This is a genomic window from Rothia sp. BD8 (assembly GCF_044878465.1).
Lineage (GTDB): Bacteria > Actinomycetota > Actinomycetes > Actinomycetales > Micrococcaceae > Rothia > Rothia kristinae.
Genome location: NZ_JANJES010000011.1, coordinates 21,650 through 48,310, shown reverse-complemented (window position 1 = coordinate 48,310; position 26,661 = coordinate 21,650). Strand labels below are relative to the sequence as shown.

At 73.7% G+C, this 26,661-nt stretch carries 21 protein-coding genes; 6 read left to right on the top strand and 15 right to left on the bottom strand.

Annotated elements, in window-relative coordinates; genetic code table 11:
- Window positions 1-134: 134 nt before the first annotated feature.
- From NQ707_RS08925 to hrcA, 3 genes are all read right to left on the bottom strand, one after another.
- Window positions 135-980, bottom strand: a complete 846-nt coding sequence (locus NQ707_RS08925; protein WP_064725342.1) for a 16S rRNA (uracil(1498)-N(3))-methyltransferase — start codon at window positions 978-980, stop codon at window positions 135-137.
- A gap of 24 nt (window positions 981-1,004) precedes the next feature.
- Window positions 1,005-2,144 (bottom strand): molecular chaperone DnaJ, encoded by a 1,140-nt coding sequence (gene dnaJ, locus NQ707_RS08920; protein ID WP_058730854.1) that lies wholly within the window; start codon window positions 2,142-2,144, stop codon window positions 1,005-1,007.
- A gap of 71 nt (window positions 2,145-2,215) precedes the next feature.
- A complete protein-coding gene (gene hrcA, locus NQ707_RS08915) occupies window positions 2,216-3,253 on the bottom strand; it encodes a heat-inducible transcriptional repressor HrcA (protein ID WP_058743675.1) in 1,038 nt (345 codons plus the stop codon).
- Window positions 3,254-3,532: 279 nt separating this feature from the next.
- Between hrcA and NQ707_RS08910 the strand changes: the two genes are divergently transcribed.
- Both NQ707_RS08910 and NQ707_RS08905 read left to right on the top strand, forming a co-directional pair.
- A complete protein-coding gene (locus tag NQ707_RS08910) occupies window positions 3,533-4,393 on the top strand; it encodes a DUF3097 family protein (protein WP_404435504.1) in 861 nt (286 codons plus the stop codon).
- Window positions 4,394-4,526: 133 nt separating this feature from the next.
- Complete coding sequence (locus NQ707_RS08905) at window positions 4,527-4,946, top strand: DUF4870 domain-containing protein (RefSeq protein WP_224799492.1); 420 nt, start codon at window positions 4,527-4,529, stop codon at window positions 4,944-4,946.
- A gap of 86 nt (window positions 4,947-5,032) precedes the next feature.
- Here NQ707_RS08905 and hemW read toward each other — a convergent pair whose 3' ends face one another.
- On the bottom strand, window positions 5,033-6,262 hold the full coding sequence (hemW, locus tag NQ707_RS08900) for a radical SAM family heme chaperone HemW (RefSeq protein ID WP_058731235.1): 1,230 nt from the start codon (window positions 6,260-6,262) through the stop codon (window positions 5,033-5,035).
- The gene (lepA, locus tag NQ707_RS08895) at window positions 6,259-8,121 is read right to left on the bottom strand and encodes a translation elongation factor 4 (RefSeq protein WP_174520372.1); all 1,863 of its coding nucleotides are present in this window, start codon (window positions 8,119-8,121) and stop codon (window positions 6,259-6,261) included. The genes hemW and lepA overlap by 4 nt, the downstream gene beginning before the upstream one ends.
- Window positions 8,122-8,352: 231 nt before the next feature.
- On the opposite strand from lepA, the gene NQ707_RS08890 reads away from it, so the two are divergent.
- Entirely contained in the window at window positions 8,353-8,904 is a 552-nt protein-coding gene (locus NQ707_RS08890) for a type II toxin-antitoxin system PemK/MazF family toxin (RefSeq protein WP_133143326.1), read from the top strand.
- A gap of 214 nt (window positions 8,905-9,118) precedes the next feature.
- Entirely contained in the window at window positions 9,119-9,382 is a 264-nt protein-coding gene (gene rpsT / locus NQ707_RS08885; RefSeq protein WP_058731236.1) for a 30S ribosomal protein S20, read from the top strand.
- A gap of 187 nt (window positions 9,383-9,569) precedes the next feature.
- Here the strand turns inward: rpsT and holA are convergent, their stop codons facing one another.
- The 5 genes from holA to leuS all read right to left on the bottom strand — a co-directional run bounded on the left by holA (window position 9,570) and on the right by leuS (window position 17,020).
- A complete protein-coding gene (gene holA / locus NQ707_RS08880) occupies window positions 9,570-10,574 on the bottom strand; it encodes a DNA polymerase III subunit delta (RefSeq protein WP_058731237.1) in 1,005 nt (334 codons plus the stop codon).
- The gene (locus tag NQ707_RS08875) at window positions 10,505-12,400 is read right to left on the bottom strand and encodes a ComEC/Rec2 family competence protein (protein ID WP_058731238.1); all 1,896 of its coding nucleotides are present in this window, start codon (window positions 12,398-12,400) and stop codon (window positions 10,505-10,507) included. Before NQ707_RS08875 ends, holA begins: the two co-directional genes overlap by 70 nt.
- A gap of 1 nt (window position 12,401) precedes the next feature.
- The gene (locus NQ707_RS08870; RefSeq protein WP_058731239.1) at window positions 12,402-13,313 is read right to left on the bottom strand and encodes a ComEA family DNA-binding protein; all 912 of its coding nucleotides are present in this window, start codon (window positions 13,311-13,313) and stop codon (window positions 12,402-12,404) included.
- 124 nt (window positions 13,314-13,437) lie between these two features.
- Window positions 13,438-14,373: a DegV family protein gene (locus NQ707_RS08865; RefSeq protein WP_061225521.1), complete on the bottom strand. Its 936-nt coding sequence runs from the start codon at window positions 14,371-14,373 to the stop codon at window positions 13,438-13,440.
- A 136-nt stretch (window positions 14,374-14,509) separates the two neighbouring features.
- Entirely contained in the window at window positions 14,510-17,020 is a 2,511-nt protein-coding gene (leuS, locus tag NQ707_RS08860; protein ID WP_404435500.1) for a leucine--tRNA ligase, read from the bottom strand.
- Between the two features lie 123 nt (window positions 17,021-17,143).
- On the opposite strand from leuS, the gene NQ707_RS08855 reads away from it, so the two are divergent.
- Both NQ707_RS08855 and NQ707_RS08850 read left to right on the top strand, forming a co-directional pair.
- Window positions 17,144-18,139, top strand: a complete 996-nt coding sequence (locus NQ707_RS08855) for an alpha/beta fold hydrolase (RefSeq protein WP_165869968.1) — start codon at window positions 17,144-17,146, stop codon at window positions 18,137-18,139.
- Complete coding sequence (locus NQ707_RS08850) at window positions 18,136-19,272, top strand: glycosyltransferase family 4 protein (RefSeq protein ID WP_404435498.1); 1,137 nt, start codon at window positions 18,136-18,138, stop codon at window positions 19,270-19,272. The genes NQ707_RS08855 and NQ707_RS08850 overlap by 4 nt, the downstream gene beginning before the upstream one ends.
- Here NQ707_RS08850 and NQ707_RS08845 read toward each other — a convergent pair.
- The 5 genes from NQ707_RS08845 to coaBC all read right to left on the bottom strand — a co-directional run bounded on the left by NQ707_RS08845 (window position 19,223) and on the right by coaBC (window position 26,573).
- Window positions 19,223-20,461, bottom strand: a complete 1,239-nt coding sequence (locus tag NQ707_RS08845) for a hypothetical protein (protein ID WP_099049735.1) — start codon at window positions 20,459-20,461, stop codon at window positions 19,223-19,225. The genes NQ707_RS08850 and NQ707_RS08845 overlap by 50 nt on opposite strands.
- A complete protein-coding gene (locus NQ707_RS08840) occupies window positions 20,458-21,738 on the bottom strand; it encodes a hypothetical protein (protein ID WP_133143327.1) in 1,281 nt (426 codons plus the stop codon). Before NQ707_RS08840 ends, NQ707_RS08845 begins: the two co-directional genes overlap by 4 nt.
- Before the next feature lie 141 nt (window positions 21,739-21,879).
- Window positions 21,880-24,015: a primosomal protein N' gene (locus tag NQ707_RS08835; protein WP_404435496.1), complete on the bottom strand. Its 2,136-nt coding sequence runs from the start codon at window positions 24,013-24,015 to the stop codon at window positions 21,880-21,882.
- Entirely contained in the window at window positions 24,016-25,218 is a 1,203-nt protein-coding gene (gene metK / locus NQ707_RS08830) for a methionine adenosyltransferase (protein WP_064725349.1), read from the bottom strand.
- Window positions 25,219-25,274: 56 nt separating this feature from the next.
- Window positions 25,275-26,573: a bifunctional phosphopantothenoylcysteine decarboxylase/phosphopantothenate--cysteine ligase CoaBC gene (gene coaBC / locus NQ707_RS08825; RefSeq protein ID WP_404435513.1), complete on the bottom strand. Its 1,299-nt coding sequence runs from the start codon at window positions 26,571-26,573 to the stop codon at window positions 25,275-25,277.
- Window positions 26,574-26,661 lie beyond the last annotated feature (88 nt).

The window sequence follows — 26,661 nt, the reverse complement described above, 5'->3', positions numbered from 1 at the left end:
CCGGTCGGCGAATCGGAGAGCACGGCGGCGGAGAGCCTTTCGACGGTGGGCGTGCGCGGGGGCGGGATGCTCCATCCCAGCCTACCCGCCCGCCCCCGGGCTCGTCTGCGCCCGGGGTCCGGCGGGAGGGATCCTCAGGAGGATGCGGCGGGTTCGTCGGGATCGGGGGTCAGGGGATCCGTCCCGTCGGGATCGGCGCCCTCGGACCCCGGGCCGAGCTGGGACCAGTGCCCGGACAGGACCTGCAGCACGGCCAGGGCGGCGGCCCCGGCCGTGGAGGTGCGCAGCACCTCCGGGCCCAGGCGCACCGGGTGCGCGCCGGCCGCGACGAGCCGGCGCGTCTCCTCCGGCGAGATCCCGCCCTCCGGACCCACGACGAGCAGGACCCGGCCCCGGCCCTGCGGATCCGGCAGGCGGGCGGGCACCTCCCGGCTCAGCGGGTTCCGGGCCTGCTCGTGCAGCACGAGCACCAGGTCCTCGGGGCCCACCTGCCCGAGCAGGGCCTCCAGATCGGCCAGCGGCAGCACGTCGGGCACGACGGCGCGCCGGGCCTGCTTGGCGGCCGCCGCCGCGGTGCGCTCCCACTTGGCGTGGGAGCGCGCGGCCCGCTCCCCCTTCCAGCGCACGATGCTGCGCTCGGCCTGCCACGGCACGATCGCCGCGACCCCGAGCTCGGTGGCCATCTCCACGGCCATCAGGTCCCGGTCCCCCTTGGCCAGGGCCTGGACCAGCACGAGTCGGCCGACCGGCTCCGGGGCGGGATCGGCCATCAGGCGCACCAACAGGCCCTCGGGCAGCAGCTCCCGGACGACGCCGGGGGCGCGCAGCCCGCGCCCGTCGACCAGATCCAGCTCCTCGCCGGGGCCCAGGCGACGCACGGTGCGGGCGTGGTGGCCCTCCGGGCCGGTCAGTTCGACGGAGTCCTCCGAACGCGCGTCGCGCAGGAGATCGGTGGGGACGCGGAAGACGGGGCGGGTCATGGCGGCTCCTGTGCGGTGGCGGGGTCAGTCCTGGAAGCGGTCGCGCAGCCGGGAGAAGAAGCCCTGCCCGGAGCCGCGCTGCACGGTCTGCCCGGCGCCGTCGTCCTCCCCGCGCAGCTGGGCCAGCTTCCGCAGCAGCTCGCGCTGCTCGTCGTTCAGGCGGGTCGGGGTCGTGACCTGCAGGTGCGCGATCACGTCGCCGCGGCCGCTGCCGCGCAGGCGGGTCGCGCCCAGGCCGCGCAGGGTCACGGTCTGCCCGTTCTGGGTGCCCGGCTCCACGGTGACCTCGCGCGGTCCGTCGAAGGTCTCCAGGGTGACCGAGGTGCCCAGGGCGGCCGCGGTCATCGGGACGGTGATGCTGGCGTGCAGGTCGTCTCCCTCCCGGGTGAAGACCTCGTCCGGGCTGACCCGGATCTCCACGTAGAGATCGCCGTTGGGTCCCCCGCCCGTGCCGGCCTCGCCCTGCCCGGACAGCCGGATGCGGGTGCCGGTGGACACCCCGGCCGGGATCTTCACGGTCAGCGGCCGGCGCTGGCGCACCCGGCCCTCGCCGTAGCACTCCTGGCAGGGGTGCTTGATGACGGTGCCGAAGCCGTGGCAGTGCGGGCACTCGGCGGTGGTCACCACGTTGCCGAGGATGGACTGGACCTGGCGCTGGACCTGCCCGCGCCCGTGGCAGACCTCGCAGGTCTCCGGCTCCGTGCCGTCCTGGGTGCCCTTCCCGGAGCACTCCGGGCAGGTCACGGCGGTGTCGACCATGACCTCCTTCTCGGCGCCGAACACGGCCTCGCGCAGGTCGATGCGCACGGTGATCAGGGCGTCCTGGCCCTGCCGGGCCCGGCTGGCCGGGCCGCGGGAGGACTGGGCGCCGTTGAAGAAGGTCTCGAAGATGTCGGAGAAGCCGAAGCCCCCGCCGGGGAATCCGCCGCCACCGCCGAAGCCGCCGGCGGTGCCGTTCTCGTTGCCGGTCGCGTCGTAGATCCGGCGCTTCTCCGGGTCGGAGAGGACGTCGTGGGCGTGGGAGACGCGCTTGAACTCCTCGGCGGCCTCCGGGGAGGGGTTGACGTCGGGATGCAGGGTGCGGGCCTTCTTCCGGTAGGCCTTCTTGATCTCCTCGGGGCTGGCGTCGCGGGAGACGCCGAGGGTTTCGTAGTGGCTGCTCACGGTGTGCTCGTTCCTTCTTCTCGCGGTGTGCTCACCGCGTGGCGGGGTCGATGGTCAGGGTCGGGTGCGGGTCAGGGCTGGTCCTCGCGCAGCAGGCGCGAGAGGTAGCGGGCCACGGCCCGCACAGCGGCCATGGTCTCGGGGTAGTCCATGCGGGTCGGTCCGACCACGCCCAGCTGGGCGCTGCCGGCCGGACCGTACCCGCTGGCCACGACCGAGGCGTCGGCCAGGGGGGTCGCGGCGTTCTCGGCGCCGATGCGCACCGAGACGCCGGTGGCTCCGGGGTGCTCCTCCCCGAGCTCCGAGAGCAGGCGCAGCATAACGACCTGCTCCTCCAGCGCATCCAGGATCGGGGCGATGCTGCTGCGGAAGTCCCGGGTGGACTGGGCGAGGTAGCTGGTCCCGGCCATCAGCAGCCGGTCCTGCGCGCCGCCGTCGGCCAGGCCCGCCAGGCCCGCCATCACCCGCGCCCCGGCCTCGCGCGCCCCGGGCGGCAGGGTGGCGAGCACGGTGTCGGCGCGGGCCGCAGCCGCATCCAGCGGGGCCTCGACCAGCTCCTCCAGCAGGCGGGTGCGCAGCAGGGCGAGGTCCTCCCCCGCGTGCCCGGCGTCGACGGGCAGGGGCACCGGCTGCTGCAGCACGCGCCCGCGGCTGGTGATGAGGATCAGCAGGGCCGTGTCCGGCTCCAGGGGCACCAGGTCCAGGTGCCGGACCCGCTCCCCGGTGCGCCGGGGATAGCGCACGACGGCGACCTGGTGGGTCAGCTGCGAGAGCAGGCGCACCGTGCGGGCCATGACCTCGTCGAGATCGTGGGAGGAGCCGAGGAACTCGACGATGACCCGGCGCTGGGCCGGGGTCAGCGGCCGCACGGCGTCGATGCGGTCCACGAAGGCGCGGTAGCCCTTGTCCGTGGGGATGCGCCCGGCGCTGGCGTGCGGGGCGGCGATCAGGCCCTCATCCTCCAGGGCGGCCATGTCGTTGCGCACCGTCGCGCTGGAGACGCCGAGCCGGTGCCGCTCGACGAGGGCCTTGGATCCCACCGGCTCCCGCGAATGCACGTAGTCCTCCACGATGGCGCTGAGCACCTCGAGGCGGCGCAGATGGTTCACGGTCTGGCTCCTGGGTTCTGCCGGGGACGGCGGGGCTTTGCGGCACGGGGGGGGCGGATCGGGAGGGATCCGCGGTGTGCCGGGGACCGGCGGCGGCGCTAGAGTCGGGGGCGCACGGCGCGGGCCGATCTGGCACTCGGGTGGTCCGAGTGCTAATCCTACGCCCGTGCCGTCATCGAGGAAAGCGCGGGCCGGGTCCGGAGCGCGCCGGCCGCCGACGTCGGGATGATCCGCCGGTCGCAGATCGCCGACCGGGCCGCCGAGGGAGGAGCGACGAGGATGCACACACAGGACTGGGGGCCGCAGTCCCTCGAGGAGCTCTCCGCCGCCCGCCGCGGCCCGCGCACCGAGGACCTGCCGGTGCGCGCCGGGATGGTCCTGGAGGAGCTGGAGACCGGCTGGGTCGGGGCCGCGGTGCGCCTGGAGACCATCGGCGGGCAGCGGGTGGTCAGCCTGGAGGACCGCCACGGCGCGGTGCGGGCCTTCCCCCTGGGCTACGGCTTCCTGTACGAGGGCCGCCCCGTGCGCCTGGTCCCCCCGGCCTCGCGTCCCGCCCCCAGTGGCCCCGGCCGGACCCGGTCGGGCTCGGTCGCCCTCCCCCAGGCCCCGGCCCGCACGGCGCGGGCCTCGCGGATGCTGGTCGAGGGGGTGCACGACGCCGAGCTGGTGGAGAAGGTCTGGGGCGATGACCTGCGGGTCGAGGGGATCGTGGTGGAGCCGATGCACGGACTGGATCACGTCGAGCAGATCATCCGCGACTTCCAGCCGGGTCCGGGCCGACGCCTGGGGGTGCTGGCCGATCACCTGGTGCCCGGCTCCAAGGAGTCCCGTCTGGCCGAGCAGGCTCTGGGCCTGCCCGGGGCCCGCGAGCACGTGCTGTTCGTGGGCCACCCCTACGTGGACGTCTGGGAGTCGGTGCGCCCGCGCGCCGTGGGGCTTTCCGCCTGGCCGCAGGTCCCGCGGGGGGAGGACTGGAAGACCGGCGTGCTTCGGCGGATCGGGTGGCCCCATGCCAGCGCGGCCGAGCGCGGCCGGGCCTGGCGCCGGATCCTGGCCGGGGTGAACAGCTACACGGACCTGAATCCCGGGATCCTCGGTCCCGTGGAGCACATCATCGACTTCCTCACCGATCACCCCTGACCCCCACCGCCTCATGTGATCTTCGCCATGGGTGATCCCGGCCTCCGCCGTCGCCGGTTCGGGCCCGGTAAGCTGGAGGCGATGCCCGCACGACCCGCGCGGCCGCTGACGAGACAGGATGAAGCGAGAAGTTTTGGGGACCACTTCCACCACCGAGCAGACTCCTCCCTTCGAGGGGACCAATGCGATGCCGCAGCCGCTGAGCGTCAAGGATGACCGCACGATGGCCACCCTCGCCCACTTCGGCGGGGTGGTGGGGTGCATCCCCTCCGGCCTGATCTACCTGACCCTGCGCGCCCGGGGTCGCTTCACGGCCCAGGAGTCCCGGGAGGCCCTGAACTTCACCCTCCTGCCGAGCGTGCTGATCGTGGTCTGCGTGGCCCTGTCCCCCGTGCCCGCCATCGGGTGGCTGTTCGGCCTCATCGCGGCCGTGGTCTGGGTCTTCCTCGCGCTGTCCTCCCTGGTGGCCGGGGTGCACGTGAACCGGGGCAACCCCTACCAGTACCGCTTCAACACCCGGCTGCTGGATCGGATCTCCGCCCGCCGCGGCTGATCCCGACCGGGCTCGGATCCGGGACCCCGACGTCGAACCCCGGGGTCGGCTCGCCCCGAGCCCCGTCTGGAGGACGTCCCTGCGGCTCAGTCCCCCAGCAGGGTGCGCACGACGGCGTCCCCCAGCAGCCGCCCACGCAGCGTGAGCACGACCCTGCCCTCGGCCCGGGCCTGCGGCTCGATCAGCCCCTGGCCCTCGAGCCAGCCCACCGCCTCCCGGCCAGGCCCCCGCAGATCCTCGATCGCGACGCCCTCCCGGATGCGCGCGGCGAGCATCACGTCCTCGACGTAGCGGGTGTCCGCATCCAGGTGCTCCCGAGCCGCCGCCGGGGACAGGCCCTGACGCACGCGATGGGCGTAAGGCACGGGGTGCTTCAGATTCCACCAGCGCACGCCGTTGATGTGCGAGTGCGCGCCGGGGCCGATCCCCCACCAGTCCCGGTTGCGCCAGTACGCGAGATTGTGCCGGGAGCGGGTGTCCTCGGAGCGGGACCAGTTGGACACCTCGTACCAGGAGTACCCGGCCTCCCCGAACAGGCGGTCGGCCAGCAGGTACATGTCCGCCTGGGCGTCGTCGTCCACCGGGGACAGCTCCCCGCGGCGGATCTGCGCGGCGAGCTTGGTGCCCGGCTCCACGATCAGCGAGTAGGCCGAGATGTGGTCCGGGGCGCAGTCGATGGCCGCGCGCACCGAGGTCTCCCATTCCGCCAGGGTCTCCCCCGGCGCCCCGCTGATCAGGTCCACCGAGGTCTGCAGGCCCACCTCCCTGGCCCAGGAGACCACCTTGGGGACGTTGGCCGGGGTGTGGGTGCGATCCAGCACGGCCAGCACCCGCGGCACCGCGGACTGCATCCCGAAGGAGACGCGCGTGAACCCCGCCTCCTTCAGCAGGGCGAGGTCCTCGCGGGTCACCGAATCCGGGTTGGCCTCGGTGGTGACCTCCGCGCCGTCGACGATGCCGAAGCGCTCGATCCCGGCGCGCAGGATCCGCGCCAGGTCCTCGGCCGGCAGACGGGTCGGGGTGCCCCCGCCGAAGAACACCGTGCTCAGCGGGCGGGCCGGCAGGCCGGAGCGGGTGAGGACGCCGGCGGCCAGGTCCAGCTCGCGGATCGCGTCCTCGGCGTAGCTGAGCCGGTTCACGCCGTCGCCGAAGTCCTCGGCGGCGTAGGTGTTGAAGTCGCAGTACCCGCAGCGCACCGAGCAGTACGGCACGTGCACGTAGAGGCTCAGGCTGCGCCGCTCGGCGCCGTCGAGCACAGAGGCCGGCAGCAGGCCGTCGGACGGGGCCGGATCCCCCGTGGGCTGGGCCGGGCTCACTTCTTCGGCTTGTCCTTGGTCTGCTCCCCGGAGGACAGGGCGGCGATGAACGCCTCCTGGGGGACCTCCACGCGCCCGACCATCTTCATCCGCTTCTTGCCCTCCTTCTGCTTCTCCAGCAGCTTGCGCTTGCGGGAGATGTCCCCGCCGTAGCACTTGGACAGCACGTCCTTGCGGATGGCCCGGATGTTCTCCCGGGCGATGATCCGCGAACCGATGGCCGCCTGGATGGGCACCTCGAACTGCTGGCGCGGGATCAGCTCCCGCAGCTTCGCGGCCATCGCCGTGCCGTAGGAGTAGGCGTTGTCCCGGTGGGTCACCGCGGAGAAGGCGTCCACCCGCTCCCCCTGCAGCAGGATGTCCACCTTGACCAGGTCGGCCTCCTGGGTCCCGTCCAGCTTCCAGTCCAGGGAGGCGTAGCCGCGGGTGCGGGACTTCAGCTGGTCGAAGAAGTCGAAGACGATCTCCGCCAGCGGCATCCGGTAGCGCAGCTCCACGCGGTCCTGGGAGAGGTAGTCCATCCCGCCCATCTGCCCGCGCCGGGACTGGCACAGCTCCATAACCGCGCCGATGAACTCGCTGGGCACGATGATCGTGCAGGCCACCATCGGCTCCTCGATCACCGCGATCTTGCCCTCGGGGAACTCGGAGGGATTGGTCACCCGCATCGAGGTGCCGTCCTCGGCGACGACGTCGTAGATGACGTTCGGCGCGGTGGAGATCAGGTCCAGGTCGAACTCCCGCTCCAGGCGCTCGCGCACGATCTCCAGGTGCAGCAGCCCCAGGAAGCCGCAGCGGAAGCCGAAGCCCAGGGCCGCGGAGGTCTCCGGTTCGTAGACCAGGGCGGCGTCGTTGAGCTTGAGCTTGTCCAGGGCGTCGCGCAGGACGGGGTAGTCCGAGCCGTCGATGGGGAACAGCCCGGAGAAGACCATGGGCTTGGGGTCCTCGTAGCCGCCGAGGTTCTGCTCGGCCGGCTTCTTCGCGTCCGTGACGGTGTCCCCGACGCGGGACTGGCGCACGTCCTTCACGCCGGTGATCAGGTACCCGACCTCCCCGACGCCGAGGCCCTCGGTGGGCTTGGGCTCCGGGGAGATCACCCCGATCTCCAGCAGCTCGTGCTCGGCGCCGGTGGACATCATCTGGATCTTCTGGCGCGGGGTGAGCCGCCCGTCCACGACGCGCACGTAGGTGACCACGCCCCGGTAGGAGTCGTAGACGGAGTCGAAGATCATGGCCCGCGGCGCGGCGTCGGGCCGACCCTGGGGGGCGGGCAGGTCGCGCACGATCCGGTCCAGCAGCTCCGGCACGCCCTCGCCGGTCTTGCCGGAGACCTTCAGCACGTCCTCCGGCTCCACTCCGATGAGGTTGGCCAGCTCCTCGGCGTACTTCTCCGGCTGGGCGGCCGGCAGGTCGATCTTGTTCAGCACCGGGATGATGGTGAGGTCGTTCTCCATGGCCAGGTACAGGTTCGCCAGGGTCTGGGCTTCGATCCCCTGGGCGGCGTCCACCAGCAGCAGGGCGCCCTCGCAGGCGGCCAGGGAGCGGGAGACCTCGTAGGTGAAGTCCACGTGCCCGGGGGTGTCGATCATGTTCAGGGCGTAGGCGGTGCCGTCCACCTCCCAGGGCATGCGCACCGCCTGGGATTTGATGGTGATGCCGCGTTCGCGCTCGATGTCCATCCGGTCCAGGTACTGCGCCTTCATCTCCCGCGGGGTCACGACGCCGGTGGCCTGCAGCATGCGGTCGGCCAGCGTGGACTTGCCGTGGTCGATGTGCGCGATGATGCAGAAGTTGCGCAGGACCGCGGGGTCCGTCGCCGCGGGCTGCGGGGCGTGGGCTGCCTGGGGGGCCACGGGCATCCTTTCCTGGCGCGGGGAGCGGCGCCGCTCGTCAACGGGTGCTTTCGGCAGGCGCGGGGATGCCGAGCGGGTCCGAGCACGGGACCCGACGCTGATCCGCGCCTCGCCCCAGTTTCCCACGAGCGGGCCCGTTTCCCCGCATCCGCTCCTCGCCGCGCGAGGGCCCCGGGGTGGACGCGGGGCGGGGGCGGCGGCCCCGTGCGGGACCGACGGTGGCCTAGGGTGAGGAGCATGCAGATCGATCGCCGCACCGTGACCCGCGTGCTGCGCACCGCCCAGCGCCTCTGGCGCCGGTACGCCTCCCAGCAGCCGGAGACCACCCGCAGCTCCTCCTCGCAGCGGGGCTCCGGGGCGGTCGCCGCCCCGTCCGAGCACCGCACCGGGAACACCGGAGCCTATCCCGGGGACTACACCGGGGCCCTGGATGCAGTCTACGGGCCGCGCCCGGACGGGCGGCCGGATCCCGGGGAGATCGTGTGGACCTGGGTGCCCTACGAGGAGGATCACCGGCGCGGCAAGGACCGGCCGGTGCTGCTGGTGGGTCGGGACGGGCGCTGGCTGCTGGGGCTGATGCTGACCAGCAAGGATCACACCAACGCCGCGCACCGCGACGACCGCTACCTGGACATCGGCTCCGGCCCGTGGGACCGGCAGGGTCGGGCCTCCGAGATCCTGGTGGACCGGGTGATCCGCGTGGATCCCGGAACTGTGCGCCGGGAGGGTGCGGTGCTGCCGCGCGAGGTCTTCGAGCGGGTGGTCCGCGCCGTGCCCCGCCGCCGCTGAGGCGACGGGCGGGGGCCTCGTCGTCGCGGCCGACGGCGCTCCCCCACCGGTGGCCTGAACCTCCGCGGTCTGCTAGAGTGGACGGCTGTGTGTCCGATGGTCATCGGGCACTGCGCAGCGATGACGGAACCCTCGGCATCCCCACGCCGCTCAGTCGCGATCCGCTGCGTTTGCCCTCACTGACCCATTCGACGGAACAGAAAGAACTTTTCACGTGGCGAACATCAAGTCCCAGAAGAAGCGCATCCTGACCAACGAGAAGGCCCGCCTGCGCAACAACGCCTACAAGTCCGAGCTGCGCACCGCGGTGCGCAAGGTCAACGCGGCCGTGGAGTCCGGCAGCAAGGAAGAGGCCGCCGAGGCCCTGCGCGTCGCCTCCCGCAAGTTCGACCAGGCCGTCTCCAAGGGCGTGCTGCACAAGAACAACGCGGCCAACAAGAAGTCCGGTCTGGCCGCTCGGGTGAACTCCCTGGCGTAACGCCCCCTCACGGCCAGCCGCTCGAGGCCCCGTTCCCTCACTCCCCTCCGGGGGTGGAGGCGACGGGGCCTCGTCGCATCCGCACGGCCCGCCCCCATCCGCTCGGCCCCGCCCCGGGCGCGCCGCTGCGCGCGCAGGGTGGGAGACCCGGAGACCCATCCTGCGGGAGGAGGCCTCGGGCGGCTGGTCAGCGGCGGCGTCCCGCGGTGGCCAGGGTGAGCACGGCCCGCTCCAGGGCGTAGATCGGGTCCTGGGCTTCGCCCTTGACCTGCGCGTCGGCCTCGGCCAGGGCCCGGATGACCTCCCCCAGCGCCTCGGGGGCGTAGCGGCGGGCGTCCCGCTGGGCCTGCTCGGCCTGCCAGGGCGCCATGCCGAGGTCCCGGGCCAGCTGGGCGGGACTGTCCCGGCGTCCGTGCACCTGGGCGATCGTGCGCACCCGCATGGCCAGGGCGCCGACCAGCGGCACCGGGTCCACCCCGGAGTCCAGGGCCTGGCGCAGCGCGCGCAGCGCCGATCCGGGGTTCCCGGCGACGGCGGCGTCGGCGACCTTGAAGGCCGTGACCTCGGTGCGTCCCCCGTAGTACCGCTCCACCACGGCATCGGTGATCGTGGCGGGCCCGTCGGCCAGCAGCTGCCGGGCCGCGGCGTGCAGCTCGGCGGCGTCGCGCCCGGTCGCGGCGATCAGCAGCCGCACGGCATCCGGTTCGATGCGCCGCCCGGCCTCGCGCACGACGGCGTGCAGGAACTCCGAGGCGTCCCGGTCCGTCTTCAGCGGCCGGCAGGACACCACCGGGTGCCCGGCCTTGCCGATCGCGTCCAGCAGCTTCTTCCCGCGATTGCCGCCGCCGTGGTGCAGCAGGACCACGGACTCCTGGTCCGGGGCCTTGACGTAGGCGAGGGCCTCGGTGAGGAACTCCTCGGACATCCGCTCCAGCTCCTGGACCCGCACCAGGCGGGCGTCCCCGAACAGGGAGGGGCCGGTGGCCTGGGCCAGGGCTCCGGGGGCGTAGTCCCGGGCGGAGAGCTCGTGGACCTCGACCTCCCCGCGCTGCTCGCGCATCCGGGCGAGCACGCGACGTCGGGCCTGGGTCGCGAAGTGCTCCTCCGAACCGCTGAGCAAGATCACGGGGGCCGGTTCCACGCTGCGCCAGGAGGTCTGCTCGGTCTCGGCGCTGCGGCGGCGCGGGGGCATGGGGGTCCTTCCTCCTCGGCGGCCAGGCTGGCCCGCAGACTGTCGGGCAGCTCCTTCATGGTAGCCCGGCGCGCCGGGTCCGCCAGCTGCAGGGCCACCGCGGCCAATCCCGCGAACAGCCCGGCCAGGACGACGGCGCCGGGCCCGTCCCCGGTGGGCACCCGGGCGGCCGGGGCCTGCCCGATCCCGTGGGCCACCGCCTCGATCCATCGGGCACAGACACCGGCGCCCAGCAGCAGCGGATCCGCCAGCGGGCCCACCCCGGACGAGCACACGGCCAGCAGACCGCAGACCGTGCCCAGAGGGACCGCGGGGGCCGCCAGCACGTTGGCCGGGACCGTCCACGGCCCCCAGAACCCGGACAGGTGGACCAGATAGGGCGCGCACCAGAGGCTCGCGACGATGCTGATGGCCAGCGCCTCGGCCAGCCACCGCCAGGCCACCCCGCACAGCAGCCGGCACACGGCCGGGCCCTGCAGGATGATCCCGGCGGTGGCCGCCACGGACAGGACGAACCCGGCGTCGGCGCCCAGGCTCGGGTCCACCGTGAGCAGCACGACGGTGCTGACCCACAGGGCCGCCCCGCTGGATCCGCCGCGCCCGGCGGCCACGCTGATCCCGCCGAGCACCCCCATGACGGTGGCGCGAAGGATGCTGGGGTCCGGACCGACCAGCAGCAGATACGCCCCGGCCGCCGCGATCCCGGCGAGCAGGGTCACCGCCCGTGGGCAGCGGGTCCAGCGCACCGCGTGGACCCCGAGCAGCAGCACGATCGCGACGTTGGACCCGGACACGGCCGTCAGGTGGGTGAGCCCGGCGGTCTTCATGTCCTCGGCGGTCGGCTCCGAGAGGGACTCGTCATCCCCGTAGGCCATGCCCAGCACCAGGGCGGCGGTGTCCGGGGCGAGCAGGTCCCGGGCCCGGGCCTCGGTGCGCTCCCGGGCCCGCTCCAGGATCCCCGGCCGCGCACCGGTCCTGTCGGCGGAGCCCGACGACGCACCGCCCGATCCGGCGTGGTCCGGGTCCGCCGGGCCGATCACGGCGGCCACCGAGATCTGCGGCTCCCCACCGCGCCCGGCGCTCACGACGCCGGCCAGCAGGACCGGTGCGGTGCCGGCCTCGGCCAGGCGCGCCGTCGGATCGGCGCCGAACCACAGCGTCACCGCCGCCGAGCCCGCCGCCGTCTCCCCGGTGGGCCCGCGCTGCACGGCCAGGACCGTGGTGGGCACGGCCCACCGGGAGCCGAAGCGGCCCTCCACCTCCCTGGGGTCCTCCGCGACGCGCGCGACCAGGCGGACGGCGGTCTCCGCGGGGTTCGTCTCGGCGGACGAGGCCGGGGTCTGCCCCGCCCCGGTGGCGGCGCCGTCGACCGATGACTCGGCGTCGGTGCCCGATTCGCCGTCGGTGCTCGCGCGGGCGGCTTCCGCCAGAGCGAGGGCCACCGGGTCCCTCGCCTGCAGGCCGGCGCTGGTCAGCACCAGGCCCGCCCCAACCGCCGCGATCACCAGGGCACCGAGGACGGCGCGAGCCCGCGGGAGCAGCCCGCGGGGACCGGATCTCGGGGACCGACCCGCCCGTCCCCCATCCCCGGGATCCTCCGGGACCGCACCTCGGGTCCGGGGACCGCGACGGCGCCCGATGGCCGCCGGGATGAGCAGTCCGGCGCCGACCAGGGCGCCCGCAGCACAGATCCCGGCGGCAGCCAGCAGGGCCCGGGGCTGGTGGCCGGGGGCGAGGAGTGCGGCCGTCCAGGCCGCGGCCGCCGCGCTGAGCAGCCGCAGATCCACGGCTCGCACGGGTTGGGTGCCGAGCCCGGGCGCGGGCATCTCACACCATGACCAGCGGCTCGAGGGCAGCGAGCATGGCCTCCCCGATCCCGGGAACGGCATCCAGCTCGGCCACCGAGGCGAAGGCCCCGTGGACCTGCCGATAGTCCAGGATCCGCTGGGCCAGCTTGGGGCCCACCCGCGGCAGGGTCTCCAGCTGTTCGGCGGTGGCCGTGTTCAGGTTGATCCGCTCCCCGCTCGCGGCACCACTGCCGGCCGTTCCCGGACCCGTCCCGGTATCCCCGGCTCCCGCAGCGGCGGTCCCGGAGGGGTTGGGCGGTGCCGCGGCCTGGGCGGCCGCCTCCTCTCGGGTGGGCACCCGGATCTGCTGTCCGGACTGCACCGGGGCCGCGAGGTTGATCCCTTCCAGCCCGGCCTCCTCGGTGGGCCCGCCGGCGGCCTGGATCGCCTCGGCCGTCAGGGCCCCGGCCGGAAGCCGCTGCAGCCCCGGGGACTTCACCGCGCCGACCACGTGCACGGCGACCTCCCCGCCCGACGCCGCCGTGGCACCCGGAGTCCCTGGGGCACCGGCCGCCGGGGCGGCGTCGGAACCCGGGTCGGGCGAACCGAGCTCCAACGGGGAGGCGCTTCCGGAGGCGGCCACGGCGATCCTCGGGGCCTGCTGCTCCCCGCGGGGGACGAACAGCACGAGCGCGAGCACAGCCAGGGCCGCCACGGCCAGCAGGCCCAGCACCGCCCTTGGTGACGGGGAGAAGCGCAGCCACCCGACCCCCGGCGTCGGGACGGCGGCCGGTCCCCGTTCGTCCGGGGCCAGGCCCTCGATCATCGCGGTCAGCCGCTGCCGGGAGGCCGTGGGACCCGCCCGGCGCGGGGACGGGACCGTGCGGCGGGTGACGCGGTGATCCTCCGGGACCTCCCACGGGTCCTCGGTTTCCTCGATGCGCTGGTTCATGGGCCTCACCGTAGAAGGACCCGCGATCCGCCTCCGCACATCCGACCCGGCCGGAGGACCCCTCGGTGGATGACGGGGCCAAGACACCGCGTCCATCCCCCATCGGCGCGGACCCGTAGGGCGCTCAGTCCCCCGCGACGTCGGGCGCCGGATCCGCCAGAGCCCCTGCCAGGTGCCCGGGGATGCTCGCCGCGGCCGTCGGTCCGAGGCCGGTGTGCACGGCCAGGGCAGCGGGCAGGTCCGCCCGCACCACGCGTACCCGGCCCCCCAGCTGCTCCTCGATCCGGTGGTGCAGCCGCTCGGGTACCTCTCGGCCCCAGAAGTCCTGGATCAGGCACACCGCCCACCCGTGATCGTCGGGCACGCCGCGGGCCGCGGCGTCGGCCAGGACCGCCCGGGTGGCGCGCTGCGCGACCAGCTCGGCGAAGCGCTGGACCGCCGGACCCGTCTGCCGGGGCCGCTCCAGGTAGCGCAGGCGCCCCTGCTCGACGGTCGCGATGGGTTTGACGTGCAGCATCTGCCCGACGCGGGCCAGGGCCCGGGGCACCCGGCCGCTGCGGCCCAGCTGCTCCAGGGAGGGCACCCAGAACAGCAGCTGCGTCGCCTCGAGGGCCGCCTGGGCCGCCTCGAGCACCCGGTCGGCATCCGCGCCGGTGCGCGCGGCGGCCAGCGCGGCGGCCACCCCGGCGGCCTGGGCTGCGGCGACCGTCCGGGTGTCCAGCACGCGCACCGGGATCGGGGATTCCCGGGCGGCGGTGCGCAGGGTCTGGACCGTCCCGGACAGCTCCCCGGAGATGGTCAGGGCCACCACCTCGGTGCACCCGGCCGCCGCCAGGGCCGCCAGAGCCCGGGAGACGGCGCCCGGGGAGGGGCGGGAGGTGCTCATGCTGCGGCCTTCGGCGGCGGCGAGCACCAGGTGTTCCCGCACGCGCGGGTCCGCGGCCTCGGGGAAGATCTGGCCCTCGATCATCAGGGGCAGATCCAGGCAGATCAGCTCCCCGGCCGCGCGTGCTCGCTCCAGCAGGGTGCGGGGCAGGCCAGCCGCGGCGTCGGTGAGCACCCCGACCCGACACGGCCGCGACCGCGCCGCGCCCGTCTCGGGAAGGACCGCCCCGGGAACGTCCGGGCCGGTCTCCTCCCGCCCGGTTGTGCCTACCGGATCCCGCGACTCGGTCATGGCCGCTGCCCGCGTGCGCCTAGGCGACGATGTTCACGAGCTTCGGCTCGCGCACGATGACCTTGCGGATCTCGGACCCGTCCAGGAACCGCTGCACGGCATCCGAGGCCAGGGCGCGCTCGCGCAGCTGCTCGGCGTCGATGTCCGCGGGCACCTCCAGGCGGTCCCGGACCTTGCCGCGGATCTGCACGACGGCGGTGACCGTGTCCTGGACCAGCAGCTCCTCCCGGACCTGCGGCCAGCCCGCGCGCAGCACCGGCTCATCGTGTCCGACCTGGTGCCACAGGTCCTCCGCGGTGTAAGGGGCGTACAGGCTCAGCAGCACCGCCACGGCCTCCACCGCCTCGCGCACGGCCGGATCGGCCCCGCCGGGCCCGGCGTCGATGGCCTTGCGGGTCGCGTTGACCAGCTCCATGGTCTTGGCGACCACCACGTTGAACTTGCCCGACTCCAGGGCCTGCTCGGCCTCGTGCAGCATCCGGTGGGTGACCCGTCGCAGCGCCTGGTCCCCGTCGGCCGGATCCGCCCCCAGCGGGGCCGTCAGATCCTGTCCCAGCCGCCAGGCCCGGGCCAGGAACTTCAGGGACCCGCCCGGGGAGACGTCGGCCCAGTCGACGTCGTCCTCCGGCGGGGAGGCGAAGACCATCGTGGTGCGCACCGCATCCACCCCGTACAGGTCCAGCTGCTCGCCGAGGTTCACGCCGTTGCCCAGGGACTTGGACATGGCCTTGCCCCCGTTGAGCACCTGACCCTGGTTCAGCAGGGCCCGGAAGGGCTCATCGAAGTCGACCCACCCGAGGTCCCGGATCACCTTGACGAAGAACCGGGCGTAGAGCAGGTGCAGGATCGCGTGCTCCACACCGCCCACGTACTGATCCACCGGCGCCCAGTCGCGCAGCGCCTGCGGGTCCAGGGCGGCGGTGTCCAGGTGGGGGTTGGCGAAGCGCAGGAAGTACCAGGAGGAGTCCACGAAGGTGTCCATCGTGTCCGTGTCCCGCCGGGCGGGCTCGCCGCAGGACGGGCAGGCGACGTTGACCCAGTCCTCGGCCGCGGCCAGCGGGGACTGGCCCTTGGGCGCCAATTGCTCGCCCTTCAGGTTCTCCGGCAGGCGCACCGGCAGCTGATCCTCCGGGACCGGGACCTCACCGCAGTCCGGGCAGTGGATGATGGGGATCGGCGCGCCCCAGAAGCGCTGGCGGGACAGCAGCCAGTCCCGCAGCCGGTAGATGGTCTGGCCGGCCCCTGCGCCATTGTCCTCCAGCAGCTGCACGGCGCGGGCGATCGCGGCGGACTTGTCCAGTCCGTCCAGCGGCCCGGAGCCGGTGAGCACGCCGTCCCCGGTGGTGGCCACGCCGCTGACCGCGGGGTCCTCCTCCCCGGTGTCCACGACGGTGCGCACCGGCAGGTCGAAGGCGCGGGCGAAGTCCAGATCCCGCTGGTCGTGGGCCGGCACGGCCATGACCGCCCCGGTCCCGTAGTCGGCCAGCACGTAGTCCGCGGCCCACACGGGCACGGACTCCCCCGTCAGCGGGTTCAGCGCGTGACGACCGGTGAACACGCCGGTCTTCTCCCGGTCGGTGGCCTGCCGCTCGATGTCCGAGAAGGCCTTGACCCGCTCCCGGTACTCCTCCAGGGCCGCCCGCTGCTCGTCCGTGACCAGCTCCAGGGCCAGGTCCGCATCCGCGGCCACCACCAGGAACGTGTTGCCGTACAGGGTGTCCGGGCGGGTGGTGAACACGGAGACCTCCCGCTCCGACCGGCCGCCTTCGGCCGGGATCCGGAAGTCCACCCGCGCACCCGAGGAGCGCCCGATCCAGTTGCGCTGCATCGCCAGGACCCGCTCCGGCCAGTGCCCCTCCAGCTGATCCATGTCCTCCAGCAGCTGGTCCGCGTACTCGGTGATGCGGAAGTACCACTGGTTCAGGGACTTCTTGGTCACCGGGGTGCCGCAGCGCTCGCAGGCGCCGTTGACGACCTGCTCGTTGGCCAGCACCGTCTGGTCCTTGGGGCACCAGTTGACCGGGGAGTCCTTGCGGTAGGCCAGGCCTTTGGCGTGGAACTGCTGGAACAGCCACTGGGTCCAGCGGTAGTACTCGGGGTCCGAGGTGTGCAGGCGCCGGGACCAGTCCACGGCGATCCCGTAGCGCTTGAAGGAGGCCGCCTGGGTCTCGATGTTGCGGTAGGTCCACTCGGCCGGGTGCGTGCCGTTCTTGATGGCGGCGTTCTCCGCGGGCAGGCCGAAGGAGTCCCAGCCGATCGGGTGCATCACGTCGTAGCCGCGCTGCATCCAGTAGCGGGCGACGACGTCGCCCATCGCGAAGGCCTCGGCGTGGCCCATGTGCAGGTCCCCGGAGGGGTAGGGGAACATGTCCAGGACGTAGCGGCGGGGCTTGGAGCCGTCGTCGAGGGGGACGAAGACCCGCTCGGTCTCCCAGTACTCCTGCCAGCGGGCCTCCAGGGCCGCGGCGTCGTAGGTCCTCTCCTCGGCCGCCTGCTCGCGGGCTGCGTCACTCACCTGGGCCACCATCATTCCTTCGGTTCTCGGCATCGGGGTGCGGGCGCCCGCGCGTGAGCGCGGGAACCGTCCCAGTCTACGCGGTGCCGGGCCCCGACGACGGCGCCCGGCCCGGGGAGGAACCGTAGAGTGGAGGGCGTGAGCTCGATCCTGGAATCCGCCCCCATCGGCGCCTACCTGCCCGCCGAGACCCGGTGGGATCTGCCCGCCGGCGTCCTGCGCACCTGGACCTACCCGGCACGCACCTCGCCCCGGGTGCGCCTGGTCGCGGTGCACGGCTTCCGCGGGGACCACCACGGTCTGGACCTGGTGGCCCGCGCCCTGCCGGACGACGTCGAGACGGTGGTCCCGGACCTGCCCGGCTTCGGCCGCTCCCCGGCCTTCCCAGCCCGCGCCCACGACGTCGCCGGCTACGCCGAGATCCTGGGGCAGCTGCTCGAAGCCCTGCCGCAGGACGGGCTGCCCCTGGCGGTGCTCGGGCACTCCTACGGCTCCGTCGTCGCCGCGGCCCTGGCGGCGCAGCACCCGGACGCGGTGGCGGCGCTGGCCCTGCTCAACCCCATCTGCGAACCGGCCCTGGCCTCGGCCCAGCGCCTGCCGGCCCTGGGGGCCGCCCTGTTCTACCGGGTGTGCGCGGTGCTGCCCGAGGCGCTGGGAGATCGGCTGGTGCGCTCGGCGGCGATCACCCGGATCTCCTCGGAGCTGATGATGAAGACCCGCGATGCGCACCTGCGCCGGTTCATCAACGGTCAGCACGCCGCGTACTTCGGGGCCTTCGCCTCCCGTCGGGTGGTCATTCAGGCCTACGCCGATTCGACCCGGGCCACCGTGGGCGACTGGTCCGGGCAGGTCACGGTGCGCACGCTGCTGGTGGCCGCCGAGCGGGACGACCTCGGTTCGGTGGCCGGGCAGCGGCGGCTGCGCGAGACCTTCCCACCGCAGGCGCAGGCGCGCCTGGAAGTGCTGCCCGAGGTCGGGCACCTGATCCACTACGAGACGCCCCGCCGGGCGGCCCGGGTGGTCGGGGACTTCCTCACCGAGGCCCTCCCGGAGACCGGGGCCGCGCCGGCGGCGTCGTCATCGCGCCCGGCGGCCGGACCCGCTCGGTCCGACGGGAACGGGGGTGCGGCGTGAGGCTGCTGGTGGATGCCCGCTACGTCCGGCCTGTGCACGACGGCATCAGCCGGTACACGGCCGGGCTGCTGCACGCGGTGGATGCTCTGATCCGCACCGGGCAGACCCCGGGGCTGCGGGTCGCGATGCTCATCAGCGACCCGGCCCAGCGAAAGCAGCTGCCGGAGCTGCCGACGGTGCGCGGGTTCTCCCCCACCGGTCCTCTGGAGCCGCTGAGCGCCCTGCGGATCAACCGGCTGCGCCCGGACGTGGTCTTCTCCCCGATGCAGACCATCGGCACCTGGGGCCGGGACTACGCCCAGATCCTCACCCTGCACGACCTGATCTACTACGCCCACCCGCAGCCGCCGGGGTTCCTGCCGGCCCCGGTGCGCCTGGGCTGGCGGCTGTTCCACCGCAGCTACGCCCCGCAGCGGTGGCTGCTGAACCGTGCCGACGCCGTCGTGACGGTCAGCGACACCACCGCCGGGCTGATAGACGAGCACCGGCTGACCCGCCGCCCCGTCACGGTGGTGCCCAATGCCGCCCCGGACGGGGTGCTGCTGGACCCGCTCGAGACCCGGACCCGGGCGCGCGGGCGCGGCACGGACCTGCTCTACATGGGATCGGCGATGCCGTACAAGGGGGTCGAGCGGCTGATCGCGGGCGTGGACCGGCTGCCCGGGTACCGGCTGCACCTGCTCTCCCGCTACCCCGAGGCCCGACGACGCGAGCTGGCCGCGCTGATCCGACATCCGGACCGGGTGGTCTTCCACGACGGGATCGCCGAGCCGGAGTACCGGGAGCTGCTGCGCACGGCCCGGGCGCTGGTCAGCGCCTCCCGGGCCGAGGGCTTCGGCCTGCCCGTGGTCGAGGCGCAGGCGCAGGGGGTGCCCGTGGTGCTCAGCGACATCCCGATCTTCCGGGAGGTCGCCCCGCACGGGCTGCACGTGGACTTCGAGGACCCGCAGGCCTTCCCTGCCGCGGTGCGCCGCCTGGAGGATCCCCGGGTGCGCACCGAGCTCGCGGCACGGGGCGTCGCCGACGCCGCCCGGTACTCCTGGGAGGCCTCGGCGCGCACCCTGGTGGAGTTGGCCGAGCGGGTCAGCCGCGCTCGTCGTGCTGGCGGTTCTGGATCTCCAGCGCGGACGTGACGGCCGCGGGCTCCGTCTCGGACTCCTCCAGCAGGGCCTCCAGCCGATCCTGCTGACCCCGGGAGAATCGGCGTCGGCGATCCTGCTTGACCCGCAGCAGGGCGCCGATGCGCCGACGCCGGGAGTCCTCGCTGCCGATCCGTTGCCGACGCGGCCACCACCACAGCACCAGCACCGCGATCAGCACGAGCCCGACGTAGCCGATCACCGGGTAGACGCTGGACATCAGGGTGCCGAAGCCGACGAAGCTCACGGCGTAGCCGATCGCGCACACCGTGAGGAACACCCACGGGTAGCGCCGCGGGTGGGCCGCGGTGAGCCGACGACCCAGGGCGTAGAACATCCCGATCGCGGTGTTGTAGACCATCAGGAAGATGATCCACACCATGATCGTGGAGAAGACGGGGCTGATGTGGTCGAAGACCTTCAGCACCGGCACCTGGGCGTCGCCGACCTCGTCGAGGGTGAAGAACAGCGTGGTCGCGTTCATCAGCAGCAGGGCAGTGAAGATCAGCCCGCCGATCAGCCCACCCCAGCCGGCCTCCTTCGGGCTGGGTTCGGCACCGCCGATCACCAGGGACATGGAGACCCCGACCATGAGGTTCATCCCGGTGTAGTTCAGGGCGGAGACCCACCACGGGTGCACCGGGGACTCCTGGGTCCGGCCCAGCTGCGACAGCGCCCCCAGGTCCCCGGGCACGTGCGCCAGGGACCAGATGAAGGCCACCAGGACCGCCAGGATGATCACCGGGGCCACCGAGGAGATGATGCGCGAGACCTTGTCCACGTCCAGCAGGCCGGTGAGCATCACCAGCGCCACCATGATCAGGGAGCCGACCCAGGCCGGAAGCCCGAACTGCTGCTCCAGGGTCGCCCCGGAGCCGGCGAGCATCACGAAGCCCACCGAGAACAGGGTCAGGGTCACCGCGACGTCCAGGAACACGGAGACCACCGGGTGGGAGACGCTGCGGAACACCTTCCGGTGGTCCTTGGCCAGGAAGTAGGAGCCGGCCTGCAGCACCACGGCCCCGGCCACCGTCATCACGACCCCGGAGATCAGCGCCCCCAGGATCCCGATCGCCCCGAAGGACAGGAAGTACTGGATCAGCTCCTGGCCGGTGGCGAAGCCGGCGGCCACGACCAGCCCGACGAAGGCCAGGGCGATGCGCATCGTGCGGCGCGCGCTCATCGGTCCTGCTCCCGGTGGATCCGCTCGGAGTCCACGTCCTCGTCCCGGTTCAGGTCGCGCAGGACCTCGACGCCGATCGCGGCCGTGACCTGCGGGGCCTCGACCACCGAGTCCTCGGCGATGCGCTCGGCCCGGGCGGCGTGGGCGTCGCTGTACTCCCGCTCGGGGTGATCGCGCAGGTACAGCAGGGCGCGCAGGTTGCGGCGTCGGTCCCCCTCGGCGAGGATGTCGCGGCGGTTGAGCACCCACCAGCCCAGCAGGACCAGCACCATCGCGGCACCGATCCACCCGATCACGGGGTAGACGTAGGTCATCAGCGTCTCGAAGCCGACGAAGCTCACCGCGAAGCCCAGCAGGCACACGACGAGGAAGATCCGGCGGTAGCGCTGCTCGCGTCCGGCGCTCAGGCGCCGACCCAGCGCGTAGAACATGCCGATCGCGGTGTTGTAGATCATCAGGAAGATGATCCAGACCATGATCTGCGCGAGCACGGGGTGGATGTGCTCGAACAGCTTCAGCATCGGCACGGAGGAGTCCCCGACCACCGCGATGTTGGCGTACAGGGTCACCGCGGCCATGATCAGCATGACCGTATAGAGGATGCCCCCGGCCAGACCGCCCCAGCCGGCCTCCCGCGGGTCGGTGTTGTTCCCGCCGATGACCAGGCACATGGACACACCCAGGATCAGCGCCAGGCCGTTGTAGTTCAGGGCCGAGACCCACCACGGCGAGACCGGGGACTCCTGGGCGGCGGCCAGATGGTCCAGGGCCGAGAGGTCCGAGGGCAGGTGGAACAGGGTCCAGAGGAAGGCCGCGCACACGGCGATGATGATCAGCGGGGTCACCGCGGAGATGATGTTGGAGACCCGGTCCACGTCCAGCAGGCCGGTGACCATGACCAGCACCAGCATGATGGCCGAGCCGATCCAAGCGGGCAGCCCGAACTGCTGCTGCAGGTTGGAGCCGGCCCCGGCGAGCATCACGAACCCGATGGCGAACAGGGTGATGGTCACGGAGGCGTCCAGCAGCTTGGCGATCACGGGGTAGGACACGGAGCGGAAGACGCGGTTGTGCTCATCGGCCAGGAAGTAGCTGCCCAGCTGCAGGATCACGGCGCCTGCGGCGGCCATGACGATGCCGGCCAGCACGGCCCCGGCGATGCCCCAGGACCCGAAGGAGATGAAGTACTGGATCACCTCCTGTCCGGTGGCGAAGCCCGCGCCGACCAGCAGGCCGACGAAGGACAGGGCGATGCGCGCGGTGCGCTTCACGGACATGCGGGGACCTCTTCCGGAAGGGATCGGGAGCGAGCGGACGCGGCGGGAGCTGCCGGGTGCCCGCCCGGCGTCGACGCCTCGGCCCGGGCACCGCATGAGATTGTAGCGGGCCCTCGGGGCCGCGTCAGGGGGTCGGGGATCTCAGAGCACGTCGGAGCCGTCGCAGCGCACCTGCACGGGGGCGTGCTCACGCGCCGCCGACGACGCCGCGCGCACCCGCCGCAGGGCCGCCGTGACCTGCGGTGCGATGCCGTAGGACATGAACACCAGTGCCCGGTAGAGCTCCTGGTCCTCTCCGTCCGGCTCCAGCGGGATGGGGTCGATCACGCGCAGGGCCGGGGCCTGCCCGAGGGAGGGCGGGTCCAGGGCGCGGAGGAAGGCCTCGACGCCCGTGCGGGGCCCGGTGATCGCCGCCGTGCGCACCGCCGGGGGCAGGCCCAGCTCCCGCCGCTCGGCCAGCTCCCGCCGGGCCCATCCGGAGGGATCCCAGCGCACCAGTGCCGCCAGCACCGAGGACTGCTCCGCGGTGACCACGACCTCCCCGCCCTCCTGCCGGGAGCGCACCAGCGCGCAGGCGTTGGCCCACCGGCGCAGCACGTCCTCGGTGCTGCGCAGCGCGTCCCGCTGCAGCATCCGGTCCCCGTCCAGCAGCAGGGCCGCCCGGTACCCGCCGGGCACGCGCGGCTCGGCCCCCGGGGTGGCCACGACGAGGGCGGGCCGATCCGGGACCTGCGCGCGCACGTGCTCCCCGGAGGAGGAGATCACCGGGACCCGGGGGAAGGCCCGCCCCAGCTCCTCCGCGGTGCGCAGCGCCCCGACGGTGCTCAGCCGCCAGGTCCGGTTGCCGCAGCTCGGGCAGGCCCAGTCGGCCGCGGCCCGCCCGCACCAGCGGCACTCGGCGTGGGAGCGGGAGTCCCGGGTCAGTCCGAGGGGGCCGTGGCAGTGCGGGCAGCGGGCCGGGGTGCGGCAGCGCTGACAGGCCAGGGTCGGGGCGTACCCGGTGCGGGCCACCTGCACCAGCACGGGCCCGTGCTCCAGGGCGCGGCGGGCGGACTGGTGGGCCCGCTGTGGGATCCGGGCCAGGGCGGCCAGGGGGTCCCGGGCCCGCTGGTAGGAGTCGGAGGTGGCCACCACCAGGGGGCTGGCGCGCCGCAGGTCCTCCCGATCCGGGCTCAGCGGCACGGCCCAGCCGGTGTCCACCAGGCGCTGGGCCTCCGCGGAGACCGCGTACCCGCTCAGCAGCAGGGGCACCTCCTGCCGGGCGCTGCGCAGCAGCAGCACGTCTCGGGCGTGGGCGTAGGGGGCCTGGCGTTCGGTGAGGTTGGGGTCCCCGTCGTCGAAGCAGGCCAGCAGGCCCAGCTCCGGGACGGGGGCGAAGGCGGCCGAGCGGGTGCCGATCACGACGTCGGCCAGGCCGGCGCGGGCGCGCAGGTGGGCCCCGGCGCGCTCGCTGAGGCCTTCGTCGTTGCTCAGCCGGGCGATGCGCTCGGCGTCGAACAGCGGGGCCAGGGCCGCGGTGAGGCGGTCCAGCGCGGTGGCGTCCGGGACGATGACCAGCGCCCGGCGCCCGGCGCTCACCGCCGCGCGGCAGGCCGCGGCCAGCAGCCGGGCCCAGTCGGCCTCGGCGGACGGCGCCAGGGCGGCCACGGCCCGCGGCGTCGGCTGTCCGGGGTCGCGCTCGGCGCCCAGGGCGGCGAGGAAGGCCGCTCCCCCGCGGTACAGGACCCAGGGACCCGTCGAGGCGGGACCGGGGTCGGAGTGGAGTTCAGGGTCGAGTTCGGCCACCGGCGGGGCGGGCGGCGGCTGGGGGCCGGTGAGCAGCCCGGGGTGTTCGCGCAGGAAGGCCTGCTCGGTGCGGGCGGCCCGCGGGGGCACGGCCAGACGCAGCACATCGGCATCCAGACCGGCCATGCGCGCGGCCACCGCCCGGACCAGCTCCCAGGTCTGCTCGGTGAGCAGGCGCAGCGGGGAGACCACCTCGAGGATCCGGCGCAGCGAGGTCTCGGCGGCCGTGGTGTCCACCCGCTCCACCAGCCACGCCACCTGCACCCGGCCGTGGAAGCTGACCCGCACGCGCACGCCCGGCTGGGCCTGCTCGTCCAGCTCGGCGGGCACCTCGTAGTCGAAGAGCCGATCCAGGTGGGGCACCCGGGTGTCGATGGCCACCCGGGCCACCGGTCGGTGTTCGGCCGCCGGGGAGGTCCCGGGCGCCGTCGGCTCGGGTGCCCCCAGCTCCTCCATCCCGGGCAGCACCCCGGGATCTTCGGCCGGGCTCACCTAGACGGCGGCCCGCAGGGCGTCCACCCGGCCGGTGCGCTCCCAGGTGAACTCGGGCTCGGAGCGGCCGAAGTGCCCGTGGGCGGCGGTCTTGGCGTAGATCGGGCGGCGCAGCTCCAGATCCCGGATGATCGCGGCCGGACGCAGGTCGAAGACCTCGCGGATGGCCTTCTCGATGCGCACCGGGTCCACGTGCTCGGTGCCGAAGGTCTCCACGTACAGGCCCACGGGGTTGGCCTGCCCGATCGCGTAGGCCACCTGCACCTCGGCGCGGTCGGCCAGCCCCGCGGCGACGACGTTCTTGGCGACCCACCGCATCGCGTAGGCCGCGGAGCGGTCCACCTTGGAGGGGTCCTTGCCGGAGAAGGCGCCGCCGCCGTGGCGGGCCATCCCGCCGTAGGTGTCCACGATGATCTTGCGTCCGGTCAGCCCGGCGTCGCCCACGGGCCCGCCCTGCACGAACTGCCCGGCGGGGTTGATGATCAGCTTCGCCTGCGCGGCGTCGAGGTCCTGCTCGGCCAGGACCGGGCGGATCACGTGCTCCTCGACGTCGCGGCGCAGGTCCTCCAGGGCGTAGCCGCGGTCGTGCTGGGTGGAGACCACCACGGTGTCCACCGAGACGGGGGTCGTGCCGTCGTACCCGAGGGTCACCTGGGTCTTGCCGTCCGGGCGCAGATCCGCGAGGGTGCCGTCCTTGCGCACCGCGGTCAGCCGCTCGGACAGGCGGTGAGCCAGCCAGATCGGGGTGGGCATCAGGGCGGCGTTCTCGTTGGAGGCGTAGCCGAACATCAGCCCCTGGTCCCCGGCCCCCTGGTGGTCCAGCTCGTCCCGGGCGGTGCCGCTGCGCTGCTCCAGGGAGGTGTAGACCCCGGCGTTGATGTCCGGGGACTGCTCCCCGATGGACACGGAGACGCCGCAGAACTCGCCGTCGAAGCCGTGGGTCGAGGAGTTGTAGCCGATGTCCAGGATCGTCTCGCGCACGATCTTGGGGATCTCCACGTAGGCGCTGGTGGTGACCTCCCCGGCCACGTGCACCTGCCCGGTGGTGACCATGGTCTCCACGGCCACGTTGGCCAGGGGGTCCTGGTCCAGGAGGGCGTCCAGGATGGAGTCGGAGATCTGGTCGCAGATCTTGTCCGGGTGCCCCTCCGTGACGGATTCGGAGGTGAACAGGCGCAGGTGGTCTCGCTGGTCGGAAGTCACGCGACCACTGTACTCGCTGGTCCGCGTCGTCTCCTCCCCCGCCGGGCGCGGAGTCCTCACGCTGAGGCGGATGACGCCGTGCGACGCGACTGGTCATCGATCAGCCGCAGCACGGCCCGCCACAGGGCGGCGGCCAGCTCGTCCTTGGTCCCGGCGACCTCCTGCTCCTCCACCTCCCCGTCGGGGCGGCGGGTGAGGATGGTCGCGGCGGTCTCGTCGCGGCCGAAGACCTTCTGCGCGCCGACCTCGTTGACCACGAGCACGTCGCACCCCTTGGATTCCAGCTTGGCGCGGCCGAGCTCGGCCACACTGGCCTGCGCAGAGCCGGTCTCCGCGGCGAAGCCCACGATCACCGGCCCGGGCTGCTCCGGGGTGCGGTCGCTCTCGCGATCGGTGACGATGCCGCGCAGGATGTCCGGGTTGCGCACCAGCTCGATGCCGGGGGCGTCCTGGGTGCCCGGGTCCTTCTTGATCTTGGTCTCGGCGTAGGCGGCGGGGCGGAAATCCGCGACGGCCGCGGCCATCACGACGACGTCGGGCGCCTCCTGCCGGATCAGCTCCCCCACCCGCTCGCGCAGCTGCAGCGCGGAGGAGACCCGGGACAGGCTCAGCGTCGTGGTGGGCTGCGGGGCGGGCACCTCCGCGTGGGCCAGCACCAGGTGCGCAACGGCCCCGGCGTCGGCGGCGGCCCGGGCGACGGCGATGCCCTGCTTGCCGGAGGAGCGGTTGCCGAGGTAGCGCACCGGGTCCAGGGCCTCCCGGGTGCCGCCGGCGGTGACCAGCACGCGCAGCCGCGCCAGCCGGGTCGCCTCCTTCGGGGTGAGGCCCGCGGCGGACACGGCGGCCAGGGCCTGGCGAGCGATGTCCGCCGGCTCCGGCAGGCGCCCGGGGCCGGAGTCAGCCCCGGTCAGGCGCCCCACGGCCGGCTCGATCACGCGCAGACCGCGGGAGCGCAGCAGGGCGACGTTGTCCCGCGTCGCGGGGTTGGTCCACATCTGCGTGTGCATCGCCGGGGCGAGCACCACGGGGCAGGTCGCGGTGAGCACGGTCGCGCTGAGCAGGTCATCGGCCCGGCCGGCGGCGATCCGGGCCAGCAGGTCCGCGGTGGCCGGGGCGATCAGGACGAGGTCGGCCTCCTCGGCCTGGCGGACGTGGTTGACGGCCTGGACCTCGTCGAACACGCTGGTGTTCACCGGATGCCCGGACAGCGCCTCCCAGGTGGGGGCGCCGACGAACCTCAGGGCGGTGTCCGTGGGCAGGGGGACGACGTCGTGACCGGATTCCTTGAGCAGGCGGAGCAGGATGGCGGCCTTGTAGGCCGCGATGCCCCCGCCGATTCCTAAGACGATGCGCACCCGGCCCATGCTACCGGGCACCGGGGTTCGACGCGGGAGCACCGCTGGCCGCCCCCCGCCGGTGCGGAGCAGGCGATCGCGGACGCGA